Annotated in this window: 26 protein-coding genes; 11 read left to right on the top strand and 15 right to left on the bottom strand. The window is 63.3% G+C overall.

Going from position 1 to position 22,887, the window contains the following annotated elements:
- The first annotated feature begins 67 nt into the window (after positions 1 to 67).
- From MHM88_RS21770 to dgt, 3 genes are all read left to right on the top strand, one after another.
- Positions 68 to 835, top strand: coding sequence for a sulfite exporter TauE/SafE family protein (locus MHM88_RS21770; protein ID WP_239368955.1), 768 nt, complete (start codon positions 68 to 70; stop codon positions 833 to 835).
- A 4-nt stretch (positions 836 to 839) separates the two neighbouring features.
- Positions 840 to 1,754, top strand: a complete 915-nt coding sequence (locus tag MHM88_RS21775; protein ID WP_239368956.1) for a cation diffusion facilitator family transporter — start codon at positions 840 to 842, stop codon at positions 1,752 to 1,754.
- Positions 1,755 to 2,030: 276 nt separating this feature from the next.
- Positions 2,031 to 3,407: a dGTP triphosphohydrolase gene (gene dgt, locus MHM88_RS21780; RefSeq protein WP_239368958.1), complete on the top strand. Its 1,377-nt coding sequence runs from the start codon at positions 2,031 to 2,033 to the stop codon at positions 3,405 to 3,407.
- 191 nt (positions 3,408 to 3,598) lie between these two features.
- On the opposite strand, the gene MHM88_RS21785 is transcribed toward dgt, so the two are convergent.
- The gene (locus MHM88_RS21785) at positions 3,599 to 5,482 is read right to left on the bottom strand and encodes a PhoX family phosphatase (RefSeq protein WP_239368960.1); all 1,884 of its coding nucleotides are present in this window, start codon (positions 5,480 to 5,482) and stop codon (positions 3,599 to 3,601) included.
- Between the two features lie 322 nt (positions 5,483 to 5,804).
- Here MHM88_RS21785 and MHM88_RS21790 point away from each other — a divergent pair, with 322 nt between their 5' ends.
- Entirely contained in the window at positions 5,805 to 6,731 is a 927-nt protein-coding gene (locus MHM88_RS21790) for an RICIN domain-containing protein (RefSeq protein WP_239368962.1), read from the top strand.
- Between the two features lie 23 nt (positions 6,732 to 6,754).
- On the opposite strand, the gene recO is transcribed toward MHM88_RS21790, so the two are convergent.
- From recO to folK, 14 genes are all read right to left on the bottom strand, one after another.
- Entirely contained in the window at positions 6,755 to 7,480 is a 726-nt protein-coding gene (gene recO, locus MHM88_RS21795) for a DNA repair protein RecO (protein ID WP_239368964.1), read from the bottom strand.
- A gap of 3 nt (positions 7,481 to 7,483) precedes the next feature.
- The gene (locus MHM88_RS21800; RefSeq protein ID WP_239368966.1) at positions 7,484 to 7,813 is read right to left on the bottom strand and encodes a DUF1491 family protein; all 330 of its coding nucleotides are present in this window, start codon (positions 7,811 to 7,813) and stop codon (positions 7,484 to 7,486) included.
- Between the two features lie 211 nt (positions 7,814 to 8,024).
- Positions 8,025 to 8,930, bottom strand: a complete 906-nt coding sequence (era, locus tag MHM88_RS21805) for a GTPase Era (protein WP_239368968.1) — start codon at positions 8,928 to 8,930, stop codon at positions 8,025 to 8,027.
- Positions 8,927 to 9,613: a ribonuclease III gene (rnc, locus tag MHM88_RS21810; RefSeq protein WP_239368970.1), complete on the bottom strand. Its 687-nt coding sequence runs from the start codon at positions 9,611 to 9,613 to the stop codon at positions 8,927 to 8,929. The genes era and rnc overlap by 4 nt, the downstream gene beginning before the upstream one ends.
- 221 nt (positions 9,614 to 9,834) lie before the next feature.
- Positions 9,835 to 10,671: a signal peptidase I gene (gene lepB, locus MHM88_RS21815; RefSeq protein WP_239368972.1), complete on the bottom strand. Its 837-nt coding sequence runs from the start codon at positions 10,669 to 10,671 to the stop codon at positions 9,835 to 9,837.
- A gap of 345 nt (positions 10,672 to 11,016) precedes the next feature.
- The gene (gene acpS / locus MHM88_RS21820; protein ID WP_239322617.1) at positions 11,017 to 11,448 is read right to left on the bottom strand and encodes a holo-ACP synthase; all 432 of its coding nucleotides are present in this window, start codon (positions 11,446 to 11,448) and stop codon (positions 11,017 to 11,019) included.
- A gap of 19 nt (positions 11,449 to 11,467) precedes the next feature.
- A complete protein-coding gene (locus tag MHM88_RS21825; RefSeq protein ID WP_239368974.1) occupies positions 11,468 to 12,097 on the bottom strand; it encodes a LysE family translocator in 630 nt (209 codons plus the stop codon).
- Between the two features lie 23 nt (positions 12,098 to 12,120).
- Positions 12,121 to 12,747, bottom strand: a complete 627-nt coding sequence (locus MHM88_RS21830) for a LysE family translocator (protein WP_239322615.1) — start codon at positions 12,745 to 12,747, stop codon at positions 12,121 to 12,123.
- 23 nt (positions 12,748 to 12,770) lie between these two features.
- Positions 12,771 to 13,208 carry an ABZJ_00895 family protein gene (locus MHM88_RS21835; protein WP_239368976.1) on the bottom strand — a complete coding sequence of 146 codons (438 nt, stop codon included), beginning with the start codon at positions 13,206 to 13,208 and terminating at the stop codon, positions 12,771 to 12,773.
- Positions 13,205 to 13,963 (bottom strand): pyridoxine 5'-phosphate synthase, encoded by a 759-nt coding sequence (locus tag MHM88_RS21840; protein WP_239368978.1) that lies wholly within the window; start codon positions 13,961 to 13,963, stop codon positions 13,205 to 13,207. The genes MHM88_RS21835 and MHM88_RS21840 overlap by 4 nt, the downstream gene beginning before the upstream one ends.
- Before the next feature lie 174 nt (positions 13,964 to 14,137).
- Entirely contained in the window at positions 14,138 to 14,842 is a 705-nt protein-coding gene (locus tag MHM88_RS21845) for a DUF2062 domain-containing protein (RefSeq protein WP_239368980.1), read from the bottom strand.
- A gap of 31 nt (positions 14,843 to 14,873) precedes the next feature.
- The gene (locus MHM88_RS21850; protein WP_239322611.1) at positions 14,874 to 17,006 is read right to left on the bottom strand and encodes a bifunctional (p)ppGpp synthetase/guanosine-3',5'-bis(diphosphate) 3'-pyrophosphohydrolase; all 2,133 of its coding nucleotides are present in this window, start codon (positions 17,004 to 17,006) and stop codon (positions 14,874 to 14,876) included.
- Positions 17,007 to 17,042: 36 nt separating this feature from the next.
- On the bottom strand, positions 17,043 to 17,396 hold the full coding sequence (rpoZ, locus tag MHM88_RS21855; protein ID WP_005615037.1) for a DNA-directed RNA polymerase subunit omega: 354 nt from the start codon (positions 17,394 to 17,396) through the stop codon (positions 17,043 to 17,045).
- 113 nt (positions 17,397 to 17,509) lie between these two features.
- Positions 17,510 to 18,079, bottom strand: a complete 570-nt coding sequence (gene folK / locus MHM88_RS21860) for a 2-amino-4-hydroxy-6-hydroxymethyldihydropteridine diphosphokinase (RefSeq protein ID WP_239368982.1) — start codon at positions 18,077 to 18,079, stop codon at positions 17,510 to 17,512.
- A 138-nt stretch (positions 18,080 to 18,217) separates the two neighbouring features.
- On the opposite strand from folK, the gene MHM88_RS21865 reads away from it, so the two are divergent.
- The 7 genes from MHM88_RS21865 to MHM88_RS21895 form a co-directional block, all read left to right on the top strand.
- Positions 18,218 to 18,787, top strand: coding sequence for an NYN domain-containing protein (locus tag MHM88_RS21865; RefSeq protein WP_239322609.1), 570 nt, complete (start codon positions 18,218 to 18,220; stop codon positions 18,785 to 18,787).
- A 159-nt stretch (positions 18,788 to 18,946) separates the two neighbouring features.
- Positions 18,947 to 19,897 carry a 4-hydroxy-3-methylbut-2-enyl diphosphate reductase gene (gene ispH, locus MHM88_RS21870; RefSeq protein ID WP_239368984.1) on the top strand — a complete coding sequence of 317 codons (951 nt, stop codon included), beginning with the start codon at positions 18,947 to 18,949 and terminating at the stop codon, positions 19,895 to 19,897.
- 139 nt (positions 19,898 to 20,036) lie between these two features.
- Entirely contained in the window at positions 20,037 to 20,654 is a 618-nt protein-coding gene (locus MHM88_RS21875) for a LysE family translocator (protein ID WP_239322607.1), read from the top strand.
- A complete protein-coding gene (locus tag MHM88_RS21880; protein WP_239368986.1) occupies positions 20,654 to 21,112 on the top strand; it encodes a DUF3429 domain-containing protein in 459 nt (152 codons plus the stop codon). Before MHM88_RS21875 ends, MHM88_RS21880 begins: the two co-directional genes overlap by 1 nt.
- Positions 21,109 to 21,708 (top strand): trans-aconitate 2-methyltransferase, encoded by a 600-nt coding sequence (locus tag MHM88_RS21885; RefSeq protein WP_239368988.1) that lies wholly within the window; start codon positions 21,109 to 21,111, stop codon positions 21,706 to 21,708. The genes MHM88_RS21880 and MHM88_RS21885 overlap by 4 nt, the downstream gene beginning before the upstream one ends.
- Positions 21,701 to 22,174: a ribonuclease HI gene (gene rnhA / locus MHM88_RS21890; RefSeq protein WP_239322604.1), complete on the top strand. Its 474-nt coding sequence runs from the start codon at positions 21,701 to 21,703 to the stop codon at positions 22,172 to 22,174. Before MHM88_RS21885 ends, rnhA begins: the two co-directional genes overlap by 8 nt.
- Before the next feature lie 95 nt (positions 22,175 to 22,269).
- On the top strand, positions 22,270 to 22,887 hold a 618-nt coding region (locus MHM88_RS21895; protein WP_239368990.1), incomplete at its 3' end, for a trimeric intracellular cation channel family protein.

Below are 22,887 nucleotides of genomic sequence, written 5' to 3' on the forward strand. Positions count from 1 at the left end.
ATAATGTTCTATTGTTACCTTGTCGTTTTGCGCGTGCAGCACGTGCTGGTTGTGCTAAACGCAGGTCATGACGGAGTTCTTTCCCTTTCTTGCCCCTGCCGGGTTTGTCCTCGCCTTTGTCGTGGCGCTGCTTGCCGGCACCATCAAGGGCCTCGTGGGTTTTGCCATGCCGATGATCATGGTGTCGGGTCTCAGCTCGATCATGGCACCGGATCTGGCGCTGGCAGGGCTGATTCTGCCCACACTGGTGACCAACGGGTTTCAGGCGCTCAAACAGGGGCCGGGCGCCGCCTGGGAGTCGATGAAGCGTTTTCGCGCCTTTTTGCTGGTAGGCGGGCTGTTCCTGCTGCTGAGCGCGCAGATGGTGCGGATCCTGCCTGCTCAGGTGATGTTGTTGATCATCGGGGCGCCGATCACGTTCTTTGCGCTGACGCAGCTGATGGGCAGACAGCTGGTGCTGCATAAGGCCTCGCGCCGCATGGAAATTGGCATTGGTGCCTTTGCCGGGTTCATCGGCGGGTTCTCCGGTATCTGGGGGCCGCCCACGGTGGCCTATCTGACTGCGCTTGGCACTGAAAAGAAGGAGCAGATGCGCATACAGGGCGTAATCTACGGCCTTGGGGCGGTGGTGCTGTTCTTTGCCCATATCGGCTCAGGCGTGATGCGCCGTGAAACCTTGCCGTTCTCGGTTCTGATGATCCTGCCTGCGGTACTGGGGATGTGGATCGGCGGCCGGTTGCAGGATCGCATCGAGCAGAGCACCTTTCGCCGGGCAACGCTGTTTGTCCTGCTGATCGCCGGCCTCAACCTCTTGCGTCGCGCCTGGGTGGGCTGAGCGGATGTGCTTTGGTTTGGAGACCCGCCTCACGGTCCGCCAGGTTGCAGGTGGCACCATTCTTGTTTCCGTGATGGTACTCGCCCTGAAACTCGGGGCCTGGGGACTGAGCGGATCGGTGGCCCTGTTCTCCGACGCGATGGAAAGCCTCGTCAACGTATCGGCGGCGGTCCTGGCCTGGTTTGCCATCCGCTATGCCGAACGTCCCGCGGATGCCGGACACCCCTTTGGCCACCACAAGGCAGAGTATTTTTCCGCGGTGATCGAAGGCATCATGATCATCCTGGCCGCCGCCCTGATCCTGCACGAGGCCTACGGGGCGCTGTTTGGCATCACCAAAGCGGCGCTAACACCGCTTGCGCTGACCGTAAACTGCCTTGCCCTGGGGGTGAACCTGATCTGGGCGCAAGTCCTGCTGCGCAGCGGGACGCGCCTGAACTCGCCCGCCTTCAAAGCCGGAGGACGGCATCTCATGGGGGATGTCTGGACCTCCTTCGGGGTCATTTGCGGGTTGGTTCTGGTGCTGCTGACGGGGTGGCATATGCTGGACCCGGTGATCGCGCTGCTGGTGGCCATAAACATCCTGCGCGAAGGCCTGCATGTCGTCTCGGAGTCGGTCGACGGATTGATGGACAAAGCCGCAAGCGCCGAGGAACAGGAAAAGATTCAAGCGGTCATCCTGGGCTCCGGCGGCGGCGCGCTCCAGATCCACGACATCAAGACCCGGCGGGCGGGCAAGGCGATGTTCGTGGAATTCCACATGGTCGTCGACGGTGACATGTCCGTCGCCGAAAGCCATGTGATCTGTGATCGGCTGGAGGCGGAGATCGAAGCCGCCCTGCCCGGCGTGCATGTCACGATCCATGTGGAACCGGACCACAAGCTCGAAGACAGCGGATTGGAGCCACCGGCTCCCTAGTCCTCCCACACATCAAGATCGGGCGAACGGTCAGAGGTTTTGCGCTGCGCCAAGCGCATCGCGCGGGGGCGGGGGCCGCGCCTTCGGCGCGGCCCCCGCCCGGCCCAACCGTTCTGTATCAGCCGCCAGGGGCGGGTGGTGCAGATGGGCGGGAGCGCCCCCCGCTCCCCAATTGCCTGCTCCATTCCCGTTGGGTGTCCTGCTATAGACCGGTTGCATTTCGACCCCCGACAGGCTTTCTAGGCACCACCCGACGGACTGGCACAGGAGAGCCCCATGGACTGGACGCAACTGCTGAACCCGGGACGCCTGTGTCGACCGGATTTCCCCGATGCGCCTGATCGTCCTGCCTATTTGCAGGATTATGACCGCATCCTGTTTTCGGAACCCTTCCGGCGGCTGGCGCAGAAAACCCAGGTGCACCCCCTCTATGACCACGACCATGTCCACCACCGGATGATCCACTCGATGGAGACCTCTTCGGTGGGGCGGTCGCTTGGCATCCAGGTCGGGCAGGCGCTGGTCAAGGAGGGGCTTCTGGCCGAGGGGCTCCAACACGTGATGGCCGGGACGGTGCAGGCGGCCTGTCTGGTCCATGACATCGGCAATCCCCCCTTCGGCCACTCCGGCGAGGCCAGCATCGGTGACTGGTTCAGCCGCCAGTTCGCCGCGAATGGAGGTCAGGGCACAGGCATCGCGGCGGGTATCCCTGCCCGGCATCGCGGCGAGTTCGAAGCCTTCGAGGGAAATGCCCAGGGGTTCCGCATCGTTGCACGCCTGGAAATGGCCCGGCGCGCAGGCGGTATGCGGCTCTCCTACGCAACGCTGGGCGCCTTTGCGAAATACCCCACCACACGCCACGCCGCCCGCGAGGCGATGGAGGCAGGAACCGCATATGTCGGCCTCAAGAAATTCGGCTGTTTTGCAGCTGAGGAAGAGCTCTTTGCAGAGGCCGCCACGGCGCTTGGCCTGCCCGAGGAGCGCACCCCGCAGGGCCAGCGTTGGTGGCGCCGGCACCCGCTGGCCTTCCTGGTCGAAGCGGCGGATGACATTTGCTATCGCATTCTCGACCTCGAAGATGCGGCAACTGTTGGTGATCTGGACAATGAGACCGTGTCCGGCATCCTCGAAGAGATCACCGGCAAGCCCAATCGCGAGGACGACGCGATGATGACCCGTCACGACAGGGTCGGCATGCTGAGGGCCATGGCCATCGGGGCGTCGATTGACAGCGCGGTGCAGGCGTTCCTTGAGAACTATGACGCCATCATGGCGGGCACGTTCAATGATGGATTGATGGAGGTTTCGTCCAAAGCGCAGGCCTTTGACCGGCTGAAGCAGATTTCCAACGCCCGGATCTTTACCGCCCGGCGCAAGACCGAGCTGGAGATTGTCGGGCGTCAGGTCATCTTCACCATCCTCGACGAGTTCCACGCGCTGTTCGAAGCGTTGAACGCCTGCAACTGGGACTCCGACCGGTTGCTCGCGCAGCACAGCTACTGGGCGCAGTTGGTGCGGGCGGTGGATCTCGACCTGCGCGGGGTGGTGGACGACCACACGGCAGCTCATGCGCTGACGGATTTTGTCTCCGGCATGACCGACCGCTATGCGCTGCGCGTACGGGACATGATTACCGGCCAGGTTCCAGGATAGGCCCAAGATGACATCAGCCCGTCTGCCCGATTGTTTCTCAGTTAAAACTTCGGATCAGAAGGCATGACATATCACTCAGACATTATTGAACAAAGTCAGAGAACCGTCCCACGGACACCCGCTGCAACGGCGTCAAAGCAAAAGCCCCCTCCATCCGGAGAGGGCTCTGTTTGGTTGGCACGCGCCGAAGCTTAGCCGATCATGGCACCGTCTTCGCGCCAGACGGCAACGATGGACGACCGCGGTTTTCCTTCGCCATCGGGCCAGGCACCACCGGGATGCTGGACGCCGACAAAGGCGACTGTCTTGTCGAGCGACCAGCACAGGCCGGTGACTTCGGCGCCGTTGGGCACCGTCATGAAGCGGGCAATCTCGCCCGATTCCGGATCGCCGACCAGCATCTGGTTGTTGCCCTGGCCCTCGAACTCGCCTTCGTTGTCGTCATCGCCATCGGTCTGGATCCAGAGCATGCCGTCCGAAGAAAAGGCCATGCCATCGGGCGAGTTGAACATATTGCCTTCGTTGATGTTGGCAGACCCCGCATAGATGTTGTCATAGACCTTCGGATTGCCCGCCATCACGTAGAGATCCCAGGTAAACCCCGCGACGGCGTGGTTGTCCTCGGCCGGGGTCCAGCGCACGATCTGACCAAAGTTGTTGGTCTCGCGCGGGTTCGGACCGTTGACGGAGGTGTCATCGCCGCCGGCATTCGGCTTCACGCCGCGATTCTTGTTGTTGGTCAGCGCGCAATAGCCTTCGGCCTTGAGCGGGTTGCAGGCGACCCATTCCGGACGGTCCATGGTGGTGCCGCCCACCGCCGATGCCGCCATGCGGGTGAAGCAGAGGATCTCTGCCGCCTCCATGCCGGTGGCCTCCGGCGTCAGGGCCAGCCATTCGCCGGTCTGATCGTCGTTGAACTTCGCCACATAAAGCTGACCGTCGTCCAGCAGACCGTCGGTCGGCTCGCCTTCGGCCCAGGTGTTGGTGGACACGTATTTGTAGAGATATTCGCCCCGTTCATCATCGCCCATATAGACCACGATGCGCCCATCGGCGGCGTGGACCATTTCCGCATTCTCATGCTTGAAGCGACCCAGAGCGGTGCGCTTGACAGGCGTGGAGGTCGCGTCGGCGGGGTTGATTTCGGTTACGAACCCGTGGCGGTGCGGCTCGTTCGGCTCTTTCGACAGGTCATAACGCGCGTCGAATTTCTCGTAGGCGTAGCGCCCCTCACCCCCGATGCCGTAGCGGATGTAGCCTTGGCCCTCGGGCATCTCGCCGGTGGCGCCGAAGTAGCCGTTGAAGTTTTCCTCGCAGGTCAGATAGGTGCCCCAGAGGGTCTTGCCCGAACCGCAGTTGTTCATGGTGCCCTTGACGGTGCGGCCCTCGGGATCGGCATTCGTCTTGACCAGATCGTGCCCAGCCAGGGGACCGGCAAGGGTCATTTCGGTTTCATGGGTGATGCGGCGGTTGTAGGGGCTGTCCTTGACCACCTGATAGCCGCTGTCGCCCTTGGCAATCTCCATGACGGTGACACCCTGCAGGTTCTTCAGCAGCATAACCTCTTCGGCGGTCTGCGGCACACCTTCGGAGGCGGCGGGCAAGTTGATCTTGGGGTTCACATACTCGGAGTTGACGGTGATGATCTCACGCCCGTCGACCTCGAACAGTTCCATGCCGTCGGTGTTCTCACCAAAGACCTTGTCGGACATCTCGGGCGACACGCCGGTTTCGGCAGAATAGGCACCATCGGCGTCAGACCAGAGCGCATCCCCCCAGCGCACCAGAACCTGGGATTTATAGCCTTCGGGCACGTGAACCGCGTGGTCGGTGGCGATGTCGATCGGTTTGAACGCAAATTTTGCATGTCCCTCCGCGCGCGATGCGGTGGTGGAGGACATCAGCCCGGTGCCGAAGACCGCCGCACCGGACCCAAAGGCCAGCGCACCGCCAAGGAACCCGCGACGCGACACCGCACGTTCGACCACGGCATCAAACTCATTCGACGCCGGGCGCGGATCGCGGTGTTCGTCAAAATCGTCCCAGGAGAGATCGAGGAGCGTCTTATCAACCATGTTCATTCCTTCCTTGCTGATAACCACCTTGGTGGCGTGTGCTGGGAAAGACCGCGGGCAGCGGCGGTCCCATTGTGAATCGCCGGCACTATCTTTGCCCGAGGTATCAACACTGTGACGGTTTCCGCATCGCGGCTGGCGCGATTGTCCCGAGGGCGGTCCCTGACGGCAAAAACCCGCGCATTGGCCCGCGTAGTGGAGAGGGTTACCTCTTCGTCCGCTTCGCGCCTATAAACCACCTCAGGTTGTTCACGACCCCCATTAAAGACTCCTTAGATTGTTTATCTGCCTAATCGTGCAACCATAAAAGGAGTATTGGTTCGTGTTTGATCTTTTCCATCCCATCCCCCGGCTCTGCCGCTTCCTCTGTGTTGTCGCGTTCTCCCTTCCTGCGACATCGGTCATGGCGCAGGACAGCACCTCACCGACCGGCGTCATGGTGATCAATGCCCCCGACGACGACAGCCGGGTCTGCCTCGGCGTCAAGACCCAGCCACCCGTGGCCGGTACCGACGTTGTCGGCGTCGCCTGCGACAGCGACGCGCCGCGCTGGCATGTGTCCGAGAACACCGCCACGCCGCAGCGCATCGTCTTCGGCACGCCCGGGCAGCAGGATCAGTGTCTCGACGTGGATACCGCGCATCCCGGCAAGGGCACCAAGGTGCAGGTCTGGAACTGTGTCGGCAGCACCGATACCAACCAGCTTTTCACCTGGACGGGACAGGGGGCGCTGACGCTGGCGTCGAACCAGTGGTGCATCCAGAGCGATCTGCAAATCGGCGATCAGGCGGAAATCGCCGCCTGCGGTGCGGAGGATGATGTCACCCTCTTCGCGCCGGTGCCGATCGACCTGGAACCGTTCCAGAGCGGCACCAGCGGCGGTCACCTGGCGGTCTTCATCCAGGGCACGCAGACCTCGGGCTATACTCAGCGGCTGTCGTTGTTCGGTGACGGGCTGAACTACGTGCAAAAAGACAGCGCAGGCGGCGCAGCGGGATCGCAATATGCGCTGGACCACGTCACTATTTCCACCACCGAAGGGGTGCCGGAACAGCTGACCTATTTCGGCAATGTGCAATACTACGACAACGATGTCTGGCAGCGGTCGCCCATCGTGGTGGCCACCCAGCAGATGGATGTGGCCGCAAACGGGCTGGCGACCATGCTGGCCTCCAACGACGGCGGCTCGGATGCGGATAACAACGATACGATGGTGTTGTTCTCGGTCTGGCGCAACACCACCGACTGAGCGTCAGGTGGCCCGAGGCTTCGCTAGACGCGCCGGGCCAGAGCGTCAAGGAACCGCCCCCGCGCCTGCGGCAGGGGGCGGTTCCCCAGCGCCGGGGCCAGTTTAGTCTCAAGAAAGTAACCGGTGGTGCCGAGCGCGGTCACGATCTCGCTATCCGCCGCCGCGCCCTGCTCCAGCATCACCGGCGGCAGCGGCAGCAGCCGGTCGGCCCAGTCCCCCGCCCCGGCGGCAGACACGGCGCGGCCAGTCTTGGGGGAGACATACGCCAGCCCCTCGGTCGCGCCGGTCACCGCGCAGGCGGTCAGATCAAGGCCATAGCCCAGCTCCTCGAGCAGACCCAGTTCCCAGCGCAGATAACCCAGTGGCCAGAGGTCGGCATTGTCGAGCAGTTCCAGCAGCGCCTCGCTGCGCCGGTAGAGATCGGGATGTGGCTCGCGATCCGGCAGCGCAAAGGCCAGCAGCGCGCAGACCGCATTGAGCCCGGCCAGTGCCAGTCGCCCCGACATCGCCAGCGCCGCGCGGCTGCGCAGGGGTTCGGCCTTGTAGGTGCCGAGGTGATCTTCGAGCCGCGCCGACCAACCGAGATCCAGTTGTGCCCCCGGTTGCAGATGCGGGGCCATCTTGCGGCTGGCGCCGCCCCGCACAAGCCCTGCATGCCGCCCGTGATGTTCGGTAAAGACCTCGATCAGGGCGGAGGATTCGCCATGCCGGCGCACCGTCAGCAGAATGCCGTGATCGCGCCAGTCCATCGCCTAGTCCAGCCCCGGCTCATCCAGCAGGTGGCGCCCTGCGCGGTCTTCGACCTCGATCACCCAGAGGTCGCTGTCGAACTGGCGCTGCCGGGCGATGGAGGCCTCGGCCTCGGCATCCGCGCCTGCGGTCAATTCGACCCATTTGCGGTCTCCGGTCATCAGGTCAAACGAACGCTGATAGACCCGGGCCTGCCCGTCGAGCGTATTGAGCTTGACCAGCACCGCACCGGCAGTGTCATCACCATGGGCGGTGACAAAGGCGGGGATGTGCTGAAACCGCAAGCGGGCCAGGTAGGCATCAACCCAGAAACGGGCGGTAAGGCGGGACATGGGCGCTCCTGCTGCAATGGCGGCCTGCGGGGCATCCCATGGGCGCCTCCGGCGGGAGTATTTAGGGAAAGATGACGGCGCGGCGCAAGTGCCGCAGAAGGCGCGCCGGACGCAGCGGCGGAGCCTCCGGCGGGGATATTTTCGAGAAGATGAAGACGCTCTCGTGATCGCCCCGGGCTGCGGTGGCGTTATGTCGGAGGTCGGGGCGGCGTCAGTTGCCGTCCTTGAATTCCAGCCCCATTTCCGAATAGCGCTCGGATTCCTCGAGCCAGTTCGGGCGCACCTTGACCTGCAAGAAGAGGTGGATCTTGCGATCCAGAAACTCTTCCAATTCGGCGCGCGCGGCTTGGCCCACCGCCTTGATCGTCTCACCCCGTTTGCCCAGAACGATGCCCTTGTGACCGTCGCGCACCACATAGACCACCTGATCGATGCGGGCGGAACCATCCTTGCGCTCTTCCCATTTCTCGGTCTCGACGGTGAGCTGATAGGGCAGTTCCTGATGCAGGCGCAGGGTCAGCTTTTCCCGGGTCATTTCCGCCGCGATCATCCGCAGAGGCAGATCGGCGATCTGATCCTCGGGATAGAGCCAGGGGCTTTCGGGAAGTTCCGCTGCCAGCCAGCTGCGCAGATCGTCGGTGCCGTAGCCCTTTTCCGCCGAGATCATGAATGTCTCGGCAAAGGGGAACCGGTCGTTCAGGTCCTTGGTGAGGCCGAGGAGCACATCTGACTGCACCCGATCAATCTTGTTGATCGCCAGGGCCACGCGGCGGCCTTGTGCGACTTCGCCGAGGTTTTCGATGATACGCTCGACGCCTTCGGTGACACCGCGATGAGCCTCGATGAGCAGCACGATCACATCCGCATCCGCGGCCCCGCCCCAGGCGGCCGCGACCATGGCGCGGTCAAGCCGGCGGCGCGGCTGGAACAGACCGGGAGTGTCGACAAACACCAGCTGGCTGTCGCCTTCCATGGCCACGCCGCGGATGCGGGCGCGGGTGGTCTGCACCTTGTGGGTCACGATGGACACCTTTGCCCCCACCATGCGGTTCAGGAGCGTGGATTTGCCGGCGTTGGGCTCGCCGATGAGGGCGATGAAGCCTGCGCGTGTGGTCATGTCTCTTGCTCCAGTTTGGCCAGCAGGGCCTTTGCGGCAGCCTGTTCCGCAAGGCGTTTGGATCCTGCGGTGGCCTGTTCTTCGGTGCCATCCTCGAGCCGGGCGGCGATCGTAAAGACGGGTTCGTGATCGGGGCCTGTCCGGGCAACCAGCACATAGGCCGGAGGCGGCTGGCGGCGGGCCTGGACAAATTCCTGGAGCGCGGTCTTGGGGTCGCGCGCGTCATCCTCGACTGTGCCGATCCGCTTGCCCCAGAGACGCAGGATAACACTCTGCGCCGCCTCGAAGCCCGCGTCCTTGTAGATCGCGGCGATCACCGCCTCCATCGCGTCCCCCAGCAGCGCCTGCTTGCGCCGCCCGCCCGAGAGCATCTCTGAACGGCCCAATTTCAGCACCGCACCGATATCGATCTGACGGGCGACGTCGGCGCAGGTTTCCTTGCGCACCAGCGCGTTGAACCGCGGGGCCAGCTGGCCTTCGGTGGCCTGTTTGTCATGCTCCAGCAACGCGGTCGCCATCACCAGCCCCAATACCCGGTCGCCGAGGAATTCCAGACGCTGGTTGTCCTGTCGGGTGGGCGACGACACGGAGGGATGCGTCAGCGCGCGCAACAGCAGCTCCGGGCTGGCAAAACGGTAGCCAAGCCGGTCCTGAAAAGCGAGCATATCGCGGGAAAGCTTCACGTGTGGTCCTCGAACAACGGTGGGGCGCGATGGCCCCGGTGGATTTGTTCCATATCCCACCACCGCGAAAGAGGAAAGCACCCCGCGCGGGATCCTGCCTTGCGTTTGCGGTAAAATCACCCCGGTCACGCCCGCGCCACCAACCCGGAGCGCCCCGCAACGCAAAGAGCCGCAGGCGGGGATGCCTGCGGCTCTCGCCAGGAACGACAGGACGGGAAAGATCAGTAGATCCCTTTGAAGAAGCGGTCCCCGCGCCAGGTCCAGAAGAACAACATCGACCGACCGGCAGAAGAGAACATGATCCGGTCGGCGCGCCCGATCAGGTTTTCATAGGGCACATAGCCGACCCCGCCCACGGCCTGCGGCACGCGACTGTCGGCAGAGTTGTCCCGATTGTCCCCCATGAAGAAGTAATGGCCATCGGGGACGTGATAGATGCCGGTATTGTCACTGCCCTGCATGCCGATATTGATCACGGCATGGGACGTGCCACCCGGCAGGGTCTCGATCCGGCGTGATTTCTCGCAGGTGCCGCCCTGCCCGACCGGATCGTTTTCGCAGCGGGGAAAGGTCCCCTGCGGCCCCTGGCGTTCCATGGTTTCTTCGAACACGCCATCATCCATCAGCCCGACGGCGGTGCCATTGATGTGCAGCACCCCGTCTTTCATTTGCAGCTTGTCTCCCGGCAGCCCGACCAGGCGCTTGATGTAGTCGGTGCCATTCACGGGGTGGCGAAAGACGACCACATCGCCCCGCTCCGGCGTGCCGCCGAGGATCCGGCTGTTGTCGCCATCAAGGAAGCCGCAGATGTCCTTGGCATCGATATTGACCCCGATCGCCCCGAGGCGGATCGAGGGGCAGGACGCGTAGGAGTATCCATAGGCCATCTTGTTGACGAAGAGAAAATCGCCGACCAGCAGCGTTTCCTTCATCGAGCCGGACGGGATCCAGAAAGGTTGAAAGAACAGGGTGCGGAAGACACCGGCAATCAGCAGCGCATAGACAATGGTCTTGATCGTCTCGACGATTGAATTCCCAGCAGTGGTTTTCGACGCCATCAGGCTCTCCGGTCGTTTGTGGGCGGGTCCGGGCGTACATGCGGGGCTGCCCGCCGCAAGTCAAGCGGTGGCGTTGGCACGGGCATGATGTGGCGCAGCAAGGGACGCGGCGTCGCAACGCGAGGCTGATGCCGCTGGCGGACATCATGGGCTCCGCGAAGCCGCGGTCTCTCCGGGCATCGATCCGGTTGCGGCCACCGGCAACGTCGACAGGCGGGGTGCTTGGGCAGGCCGGTTGGTCTTGATCCGGCGGGCGCCGCACCGCAGGTGCGGCGCCCGCCCCCTGCGCGATGCGCGTGGCGCAGCGCAACCCCTCCCTGCACCGGTGGCGTAATGCATCTGGGGTTAAAGGTGATCCGGAGATTGCGTCGACCCGGCCGCCACTGGGCGCGCTTCGATCAGCACGATCGCCTGGGCCCAGGGATGGTCGTCGGTCAGCGTCACATGGATGACCGCTTCATGGCCCGGCGGTGTGATCTCGGCCAGCCGCGCTTCCGCCCAGCCGCTCAACTGCATCACCGGCTGGCCGCTGCGCAGGTTCGACACCGCCATGTCCTTCCAGGCAATTCCCATCCGCAGCCCGGTTCCCAGCGCCTTGGAACAGGCCTCCTTGGCGGCCCAGCGTTTGGCATAGGTGCCAGCCACATCGCGACGGCGTTCCGATTTGGCCTGCTCCACATCGGTAAAGACACGATTGCGAAACCGGTCGCCAAACCGGTCCAGCGTCCGCTGGATACGGTCGATATTGGCCAGATCCGTGCCAATCCCCAAAATCATGCGCGCCTCCTGTGAAACATCACCAAGCCAACCGTAACGTCAGGATCTTGAGGCTCGCGGCACCAAACAGGAGCCCGAAGGCCAATTCAAACCCACGACGCGTGCGGGCATAGGCACGACCGATCACGGCAACCGAAAACAGCAGCGCATAGCCGACAAACACCATCGCGGAGACACAGATCAGCAGGCCATAAAGCTGCCAGACCGCCGCCGCCGGCGCCCCGGGCGCAAGTGCAATGGCATAGATCGCGCCCCAGGCGAGAACTGCCTTCGGATTGGTCAGATGCAGCAGCAGCCCCTTGACAAAGAGCACCCCATCCGCCGCCGGAGGCGCTCGCCGTGCCTGCCCCCGCCAGGCCGCACGCAGCGACTTTACCGCCAGATAGAACAGATAGACCGCCCCCGCGTAGCGGATGACCTCAAACATCCAGACATTGGCCCGCATGATCGCCGCAAAGCCAAGCGCCGCAACCAGCCCCCAGAGTGCCGACCCGCTCAGCACCCCCAGCGCCAGCACCACGGCAGCCCGCCGCCCCTGCGCCATGGCAGTGCCGGAAATGGTCAGCGTCGCCGGTCCGGGGCTGCCGCCTGCCAGCACCCAACCCAGGACCACAGTCGCAAGCGGCAACAGAAAATGTGACGTCTCCATCCTTACGCTCCTTTGCAGCGGTTTCAGCGATCCAGGATCGCGCGCAACAGGCCCAGCCCGGCGATAGCAAACAGCCCCGCCACCGCCCACTCGATCCAGCCGCGCATCCGATCATAGGCGCGCATGGCGGGTCTGGTGGAAAACACGACCGCCCAGAGCAGGTAGTTGACCACTCCGAGACCCATGCAGAGCAGCGCCGCCAACAACATCGGCCCCAGACCGTCCTCCGCTTCGAGCCCCATCGAAAGCGCCGCCATCCAGGCAAACACCGCTTTGGGATTGGAGAGGTTCAAGATCAGCCCGCGGCGAAACCGGCTGCGCCCCGAGACAGGCAGAACCGGTGGCGTGACCCGTGTCGCGGATCGGGCTGCATCCATCGCCAACCACAGCAGATACGCCGCACCGAACAGTTTCAGCACCACCAGCGCGCCTTCGAACCGGCTCAGCAGGGTCCCAAGTCCCGCCACCGCCGCCAGCCCCCAGGCAGACAGCCCCAACGCCAGTCCAAGCGCCATGCGCAGTCCCGCCCTGCGCCCCTCGGACATCGCCACCGCCGCGCAGGCCAGATTGGCCGGGCCTGGCGAGGCCGTGACCACAAGGAACGCCAGCGCGATCAGGCCAAAGGACGCTGCGGGTGTCTCGAGGATCATTTGCGTTTTCGCCCCTTCCTTATCTAGCTCCGGTCACCCTTCCGGCTTGCGGCCTTAAGCGCAGATTTTGCGCCACTCGCCAGGAACAGACGCATCAGGAAGAACGACACCAGCGTCTGAAACAGGATCGCCAGCAGCAGCAGCAACGCCCCGTTCGGCTGGCGCAGCATATAGGCGATCTCCGGCACCGCGATGCTGAAGACCGCAGCCGACATCATGGTGAGGCCCAGAACAATGACCGAGGCCCGGCGCGCAAAGCGCCACATTTCCGGGCTTTCGGGCAGGCGGTTTTCGGCGCGCGCGAACGACTGCCCTTCGACAAGCGCCGCCACCATCGCCGGGATAATGGCCATGCCAGAATTGCTGATATCGAACCGGGCGATCGCCTGCACCAGAAGGACGATCACCAGCATTCCGACAATGGTCGCCAGATAGACGACGGCAAACCGACCCAGCTTCATTGCGCAACGCCCTCCCGGGCCAGATCCATCAGGCGGCGCATCTCCTGCACGGCCGGGGTGAGGCCGCGAAAGATCGCCTCGCCGATCAGGAAATGCCCGATGTTCAACTCCATCACCTCCGGGAAAGCCGCCACCGGCTGCACGGTCTCATAGGTCAGACCATGCCCCGCGTGCACCTCGAGACCGAGGGAATGGGCAAAGCTGGCCATCTCCCGCAGCGCTTCCAGCTCCGCATCGCGGGCAGCCAGATTGCCCTCGGCGTGATGGTCGCAATAGGCGCCGGTGTGCAGCTCGATCACCTCTGCGCCGATGCGATGGGCAGCCTCGATCTGTTTGCGGTCCGCAGCGATAAAGATCGACACGCGACACCCCGCATCGCGCAGCGGAGCAATGAAATGCGCCAGCCTGTTTTCCTCGCGCGCCACCTCAAGCCCGCCTTCGGTGGTGCGCTCCTCGCGCTTTTCCGGCACGATGCAGACGGCATGCGGTTTGTGACGCAGCGCGATCTTCTGCATCTCGTCGGTCGCCGCCATTTCAAAATTCAGCGGAACCGAGAGCGCCTCCATCAGACCATCGATGTCCGCATCGGTGATGTGGCGGCGATCTTCGCGCAGATGCGCGGTAATCCCGTCCGCACCCGCCTCTTCTGCCAGCTTGGCGGCACGGATCGGATCCGGGTAGGCACCACCGCGCGCATTGCGCACCGTGGCCACGTGATCGATATTGACGCCGAGGCGCAGGGAAGTCTTGGACATGAGAGAAGCTCTTTGTCGTTGCTGTCTTTGAGCGCGAGCCTAGCGGGCCGCGGCGCAGAGGCAAGGCGCAAGGCGGCAAGTGATACAATTCTCCGTCACCCCCGCTGACCCGTCGCGCGGGCCACGCAGCCGTCCCGAAGAGGCACGCAGGTCGAACTTGAGCAATGCGCCCCTTTAGTCCGGACGCAGAACACGCGACGTGCGGCCGGGCGGCTTGGTCCCGCTGGGGGCATGCGGGCTGTTGACCGCTTCCAGTTCGGCGCGTTTCTTGATCGCCTCGAACTTCGCCTTGATCTTGCGGCGGCGGCGATGCTGATAGGTGCGAATGACCGGCACCGACAGAATATAGCCGATGGTGCCCACGATGATCCCCGGGATGACCCCGCCGATCATATAGGGATAAAAGACCTCGTCGTAGAAAATCTCCAACCCCGACCAATCCGTCGGCATGCCGGTGGCAATGGCATAGACGTTGTACCAAAGGTCCGACCCGGCGGCGAGGAACTTGTCGGTGAGCGTGGCATCCACCTCGGCAACCGGCTGGCTGCCCAACACCCAGTGGCCGGTCTGGAGCGAAATCACCCCGATCGGCACATAAGTCAGCGGATTGCCAAAAAAGGTTGCCGAAAGCGCGGCCAGCAGGTTGCCGTTCATCAACCGCGACAGCACCGCGGCGACAATGAAGTGGACCCCGTAAAACGGCGTGAACGTGGTGAAAAGCCCCGCCCAGATCCCGCGCGCGATGCGTTCAGGGCTGTCTGGCAGCCGGCGAATCCGGTGTTTGACATACAGGAACGCCCGGCCCCAGCCCCCACGGGGCCAGAGAAACTCCGCAACCGCCCTCAGCGGCGGGCGTCTGTCTCGGCGCCTGAATACCAAAGGATCGTCCCTGTGCTTGCTGCCAAAGAGGCTAGATCGGACGGTGTTGCGTTCCAGGCTGTTCCCGGTAGCGCGCGACCGCAGCGACGTCGCTTTCAGCTTCCAATGTCAATATCAACGAGTGCAACTGTTCCACATCACGCAATTCCACATTGATCATCAAGCGGTAAAAGTCGGGTTTCCGGTCAACGAATTCAAGATTGGAGATATTGGCCTTTTTTTCACCGATCAGCGTGCAGATGCGGCCCAGGACACCGGCATCGTTGCCGATCGTCAGTTCCAGCGTGGTGCTGTAGACCGCCGGATGGGTGCCGGAATGCCAATGCACATCGACCCAGCGCTCCATCTGGTCCTCGAATTCTCCGAGGCGGTCACAATCTGCCGTATGCACCACCACACCATGCCCGCGCGAGGTGATCCCGATGATCCGCTCGCCCGGCAGCGGCTCGCAGCAGGAGGCACGCTCGAACTTCTGTCCCGGCTCCAGCCCGATGACCGCGCGGCGGGGGGAGACCTCCTCGCCTTCCTTGTCGGTGAGTTCGGGATAGACCGACTGTACCACATCATGGGCGGTGATCACTGCCGCACCAAGGCGGGCCAGCAGTTCGGTCACATCGCTCACCCGCAGGGCGCGGGCGGCGGTTTCCAGCGCCTTGTCGGTGGCTTTCTTGTTCACATGCTCAAAGGCGGAACGGGCCAGTTCATGCCCGAGCTTCACAAAGCGTTCGCGGTCCGCCTCGCGCAGGGCCCGGCGAATGGCGGTGCGGGCCTTGCCGGTGGTGGCGATTTCCAGCCAGCTGACCTGTGGTGTCTGACCTTCGGCGGTGATGACCTCGACCGACTGCCCGTTGCGCAGTCGCGTCCACAGCGGCACGCGGATGCCATCGACCTTGGCGCCCACGCAGGCATGGCCGATGCGGGTGTGGATGGCATAGGCAAAATCGATCGGTGTCGCGCCCTTGGGCAGCTTGATCACGTCGCCCTTGGGCGTGAAGCAGAACACCTGGTCCGAATACATCTCGAGCTTGACCGCTTCGAGGAATTCGTCGTGATCGTCCTCGCCATCGAATTGCTCGGTCAGCGAGGCGATCCACTTGGCCGGATCAACGGCAAAGGGGTTCTCGGTACGCACGCCGTCGCGATAGGACCAATGCGCGGCCACACCGGATTCAGCAACGTCATGCATCTGACGAGTGCGGATCTGCACCTCCACCCGCTTGCCGTCGCGCCCCGACACCGTGGTGTGGATCGAGCGATAGCCGTTGGATTTCGGCTGGCTGATGTAGTCCTTGAACCGCCCCGGCACCGCGCGCCAGCGCTGGTGGATGGTGCCAAGGGTGCGATAGCAGTCCTCTTCGGATCGGGTAATGACCCGGAACCCATAGATGTCGGAGAGGCGGGAAAAGCCCTGGTCCTTTTCCTGCATCTTGCGCCAGATCGAATAGGGTTTCTTGGCGCGGCCAAAGACCTCCGCCTCGATGCCGGCCTTTTCCAGCTCGCCGCGCATGTCGCCGGTGATCCGGTGGATCACATCGCCGGTCTCCCGTTGCAGGGTGACAAAGCGGCGGATGATCGACTGGCGTCCTTCGGGGTTCAACACCTTGAAGGCGAGGTCTTCAAGCTCCTCACGCATCCACTGCATGCCCATGCGGCCCGCCAGCGGCGCGTAGATGTCCATCGTCTCGCGCGCCTTCTGGGCCTGTTTCTCGGGCCGCATAGCGCGGATGGTGCGCATATTGTGCAGACGGTCGGCAAGCTTCACCAGAATGACCCGCAGGTCCTTCGACATCGCCATAAACAGCTTGCGGAAGTTTTCCGCCTGTTTGGTTTCGCGCGAGGACAGTTGCAGGTTGGTCAGCTTGGTGACCCCATCCACCAGCATCGCCACCTCCTCGCCAAAGCGCGAGGAGACCTCTTCATAAGAGGCCTTGGTATCTTCGATGGTATCGTGAAGCAGCGCGGTGATAATGGTCGCATCATCCAGCCGCTGTTCCGTCAGGATCGCGGCCACCGCTACGGGATGCGTAAAATAGGGTTCTCCCGAATGCCGGAACTGCCCCTCGTGCATGTCCTCGCCAAAGGCATAGGCATCACGCAGGCGTTGTTCATTTGCCTTCGGGTTGTAGTCGCGGACCAGGGAAATCAGATCATCAGCAGATGTCATTGCCGGTCCGCAACCTCTCGCTTCATGCAGCCCGGATCAGCCTTGACCCTGAGCCTCCATCAGAGCCCGAAGGAGCTTTTCTTCGCTCATGTCGTCTTCTTGCGGCTTGTCGGCTTCGCCACCCATCAGAAGCGCCATGGAATCCTCTTCCGGCTCGTCCACCTCGATCTGAGACTGGTTGCTCTCGATCAGGCGTTCGCGCAGGGCGTCGGCGCTCTGGGTTTCCTCGGCAATCTCGCGCAGGGAGACGACCGGGTTCTTGTCGTTGTCGCGGTCCACAGTGAGTTCGGCACCGGCAGAGATCTCACGCGCACGATGCGCGGCCAGCATCACCAGCTCAAATCGGTTGGGAACCTTGTCAACGCAGTCTTCGACCGTCACGCGGGCCATGGGCGACTCTCCAATACAGTTCTGGGTCCAGAAGACGTGCTTCTATGATGAATCACCGGACTTGACAAGTCGACAGAGTTCACAATTGCAGGAAAACCTCGCGTGATTGCCCGCTAGAGCGCCTGTACCTCGGCCAGATCCGCCGCATCACAGTCCGCCAGCATCTGCCCGACGCTGCGGTTCAGGATCGGATGCACCCAGTCGCGCGCCACATCCGCCAGCGGTACCAGCACAAAGGCGCGGTCCTGTATCCGCGGATGCGGCAGGACCAGCTGATCCGGAGCCTCCTGGCGCTGACGCTCTGCTGGCAAGGTCCGCCAGGTCTCGTAGGTCTGCACATCCGGCAGAATCCGTTGCTCTGCCGCCAGCAGGTCCAGGTCCAGGGTCCGCATGCCCCATCTCTGTGTCCGGGTGCGTTGAAACTGTGCCTCAATTTTGTGCAATCGCGACAGAACCTCCGCCGGTGAGAGGTTGGCACGGAGTTCAACCGCCGCGTTGACATAGTCGGGCCCCGCCCCGGCCGGGAAACACGGGGTGCGATAGAAGTTCGAAATTGCAATAACTTGCAGCCCTGCCGGGGCGAATTCCGCCAGGCAAGCCTGTACAGTCTCCAGCGGTGTGGTGCCCGCGTTCTGCAGGTTGCTGCCGAGTGCAACCAGAAATGACGACCGGATTTCGGCCATGCTTGACCCCAATTCCATAAGAGCTAACACTTGCGGGGAGTGCCAAATAACCTAAATTAAGTCCACCCGCAGGATCGGCATTTATTTCACTCACTCACGGACATCCGGTCCCTGCGACACCAGAAGGACACATTTAAAATGTTTTACAAGGACGAACGGCTCGCGCTGTTCATAGATGGCTCGAATTTATATGCCTCTGCCAAGGCATTGGGATTTGACATCGACTACAAGCTTCTGCGCCAGGAATTCATGCGGCGCGGCAAGCTTGTTCGGGCCTTCTACTACACCGCGTTGCTGGAAAACGACGAGTATTCACCGATTCGCCCGCTTGTGGACTGGCTCCATTACAACGGGTTCACCATGGTGACCAAACCCGCCAAGGAATACACCGACAGCATGGGCCGTCGCAAAGTCAAAGGCAACATGGATATTGAACTGACCGTCGATGCCATGGAACTGGCACCGCGCGTCGATCATATCGTACTGTTTTCCGGCGACGGGGACTTCCGCCCTCTGATTGCCAGCCTGCAACGTCAGGGCGTCCGGGTTTCGGTCGTCTCGACGATCCGCAGCCAGCCGCCAATGATCTCCGACGAGTTGCGCCGTCAGGCCGACAATTTCATCGAGCTTGAAGAGCTGCGCGAAGTCATCGGCCGACCACCGCGCGAAGTTCCGAGCGAGACACGCTCTGCCTCGACAGGCAGCTGAGCCCGATACAACCACTCACATGGAAAGCACCCGGCCCCAACCGCCGGGTGTTTTCTTTTGGGCGCTTGCGGTGCCGCCGGCACTGGACCTCGCAGGCCACAGGCCTTACCTCTGGGGCACATCCTGCCTGTCCTCCGCCTGCCCCGGGAACGTCGATCCATGACCGAGAAACCACCCCTGACCCTCTATCTTGCCGCGCCGCGCGGGTTTTGCGCCGGCGTTGACCGGGCCATCAAGATCGTGGAGATGGCGCTGGAGAAATGGGGCGCGCCGGTTTTTGTGCGCCACGAGATCGTGCACAACAAATTCGTCGTCGACGAACTGCGGGCCAAGGGCGCGGTGTTTGTCGAGGAACTGGAAGAGTGCCCCGATGACCGGCCGGTGATCTTTTCCGCACATGGGGTGCCGAAATCGGTGCCCGCTGCCGCGCAGGCCCGCGAGATGGTTTTTGTCGATGCCACCTGCCCGCTGGTCTCCAAGGTCCATATCGAGGCGCAGCGCCATGCCGAGGCGGGCTTGCAGATGATCATGATCGGTCACAAGGGCCACCCGGAAACCATCGGCACCATGGGCCAGCTGCCCGAGGGCGAAGTTCTGCTCGTCGAGACCGTCGAGGATGTGGCCCGGGTGGCGGTCCGCGATCCGGAGCGTCTCGCCTTTGTCACCCAGACCACCCTGTCGGTCGATGACACCAAGGACATCGTCGCCGCCCTGCAGGAGCGGTTTCCCGCCATCATCGGCCCGCACAAAGAAGACATCTGCTACGCCACCACCAACCGTCAGGAGGCGGTGAAGGCGGTGGCGCCGAAATCCGACGCCCTCCTGGTGGTGGGGGCGCCGAACTCCTCCAATTCCCGGCGCCTGGTCGAAGTGGGGGCGAAGGCCGGCTGCACCTATGCGCAGTTGGTACAACGCGCTGAAAACATCGACTGGCGCGCGCTCGACGGCATTCGCTCCATTGCCATCACCGCCGGGGCTTCGGCACCGGAGTTGCTGGTCAACGAGGTCATCGACGCCTTCCGCAGCCGCTATGAGGTCACCGTGGAACTGGTGGAAACGGCGGTGGAAAACGTGGAATTCAAGGTCCCACGCGCCCTGCGCACCGCCTGATCCCACTGTGTGATCAGGCTGTGTGATCCGGCTCTGCACGACCGCAATCGTCGCAAAGGCTTGCGATCCGGGGCGCTGCGACTACCTTGAGGAGGCATTTGTTCTTGCCGCCTCATTCGCATCATAAGGAACCGGTTCATTGATTTCCCTGCAATTCCTGCTGACGGCCTTTGTTGTCGTTCTCGCACCGGGCACCGGTGTCATCTACACGCTGGCGCTTGGCCTTGGTCGCGGGCGACGGGCGGCGATCTGGGCCGCCTTTGGATGCACCATCGGCATCCTGCCCCACCTGGCGGCGGCCACGCTTGGACTGGCGGCGGTGCTGCATTCCTCGGCACTTCTGTTTCAGGGCGTGAAGATCGCGGGCGTGCTCTACCTCCTGTATCTCGCTTGGCAAATGCTGAAATCCGATGGCGCGCTGTCGGTTTCCGCCGCCAAGCCCGACCCGCAGCCGGGGATCAAGATCGCCCAGCGCGGCGCGCTCATCAACATCCTGAACCCGAAGCTCTCGGTCTTTTTTCTGGCCTTGATGCCGCCGTTCCTGAGCGGCAATGCAGCCAGCACAACCCAGGAAATGGTCAGCCTCGGCGCGGTGTTCATGGCGATGACCTTTGCGGTGTTTGTCCTCTATGGCCTGTTCGCCGCCCAGGCCCGCAGCCTGATCCTTGGCTCGGACCGGGTGGTCAAATGGCTGAACCGCAGCTTTGCCGCCATTTTTGGCGCTCTGGCCATACGCCTGGCGATGGAGCGCGCCTGATGCTGCGCGGCATTCCAACCGCACCGCTGGTCCTTGGGCTGGCCGGGGTGATCCCCTTTGTCTGGGGCGCGTTGACGCTGCTGGTCCCCTCCCTGCAAAGTTGGGGCAGCAGCGCCCTCGGCCCGCGGTTTGTCGGCCCCTATGTGCAGCTGTTCTATGGCTCGGTCATCCTCAGCTTCATGTCCGGCGTGCTCTGGGGCTATGCCACCCGCGCCTCGGGTCGCCTGCAATCGGCGGCCTGCTACGCCCTGTCGGTGATCCCGGCGCTCTGGGCGTTTTTCATGACCGGCGGCGGGCCGGTCAGTGCGGGCATGAACCTGATCTGGGGGTTTCTCGGCCTGCTGCTGCTCGACATGATGTTCAGCCTCTGGCGGCTGACGCCGGGCTGGTGGATGCGGTTGCGTGTGCTCCTGACCGCCATTGTCGTCCTGTCCCTGTCCGTCGGAGTGTTCCTATGAGCGATGAAGAAACCATGGCCGTCTATGCAAAGGCCGCCGAAGACTATGCCAAGGGATTTGCCCGCGCCAAGGACACCGACCACGAACAGGATTACGGCACCTTTGTCGCCGGGCTGCCCGCGGGCGGCACTGTCCTGGATCTGGGCTGCGGCCCGGGCCATTGGGCGGCGCGGTTTCGCGATGATGGCTATCGGGTGGCGGCGGTGGATGCCTCGCCCGAGATGGCAGCCTATGCGCTCGCCACCTACGGGGTCGAGGTCAGCGTGGCCGAGTTCGAGGACATCGCCGTCGAAGGTGTGTTCGATGGCATCTGGGCCTTCTTCAGCCTTCTGCATGCCCCGCGGGACGATTTCCCCACCCACCTGATGCGCCTGCGCCGTGCCCTCAAGCCCGGCGGCCGCCTGGCCCTTGGCATGAAGCTGGGCGAAGGCGAAGGTCGTGATGACCTGGGGCGGTTCTACGCCTATTATCGTGAGGAGGAACTGCGGGATATTCTGGAGTTCTTCGGCTTTACCATCGTCAACGTGTCGCGCGGAAATGGCCAAGGATTGGCTGGCGCCGAGGAGACCTTTGTCGTACTGACCGCCCATGCCTGATTTATTTGCCTACACCGACGGAGCCTGCTCCGGAAATCCCGGCCCCGGCGGCTGGGGCGCCCTGCTGCGTGCCATGGACGGCGAGACCGTCGTCAAGGAACGCGAGCTGAAGGGCGGCGAGAAAGAAACCACCAACAACCGGATGGAGCTGCTGGCCGCGATCCATGCGCTGGAAAGCCTCGCCCGGCCGTCAAAGATCACCGTGGTGACCGACTCGGCCTATGTTAAGAACGGCGTCACCGGCTGGATCTTCGGCTGGAAGAAGAACGGCTGGAAAACGGCGGCCAAAAAGCCGGTGAAGAACGTGGAACTGTGGCAGCGCCTCGATGCGGCACAGGCGCGCCATGATGTGACCTGGGAATGGGTCAAGGGCCATGCGGGCCACCCGGAAAACGAACGTGCGGATGAACTGGCCCGCGCGGGCATGGCGCCGTTCAAATCCTCCGGCAAGGCGCCTGCGGGATAGCGATCACGCTGCGCGGGCCAGAGCCTGCTCTGTGATCGACCGCAACGCAGCCTGCTGGGGCATTCGCGCCACACCGTCACACAGGGGATCACCGCATGAGCTTTCTGACCCTTCTCGATTACGCATCGGTCATTGTGTTCGCGGCCTCCGGGGCGATGGTTGCCAGCCGTGCGCAACTGGACATCGTCGGCTTTGCCTTCATCGCCTGCCTGACCGCCGTGGGTGGCGGCACCGTGCGCGATGTGCTGCTTGATCGGCATCCGGTCTTCTGGGTCGGCGATCCGATGCCCATCCTGCTGGCCTCCGGCGTTGCCGTTCTGGTGTTCTTCACCGCCCACCTGGTTGAAAGCCGCCTGCGCTGGGTGATCTGGCTCGACACCTTTGCCCTGGCGATCGCGGTGCCGGCCGGCACCGGGGCAGCGATGGAGCTGGGCCATGGTCCGGTGATCGTGGTGTTGATGGGCATGGCAACCGGCAGCCTCGGCGGACTGTTGCGCGATGTGGTCTGCAACGAGCTTCCACTGGTTTTGAAACAGGGAGAGCTCTACATCTCCTGCGCCATGGCCGGGGCGATTGTGGCGGTGACGCTGATCTGGCTGGGGCTGGCGCCAGGCTCGGCCCTGATCGGATGCGCTGCGGTGACCTGGGCAACCCGCGCCGGATCCTTGGCCTTCGGGTGGCATCTGCCGGTTTACAAACCCCGGCCGCCGCGC

The organism is Epibacterium sp. MM17-32 (genome assembly GCF_022348205.1).
In the GTDB taxonomy this organism is placed as follows: Bacteria; Pseudomonadota; Alphaproteobacteria; order Rhodobacterales; family Rhodobacteraceae; genus Epibacterium.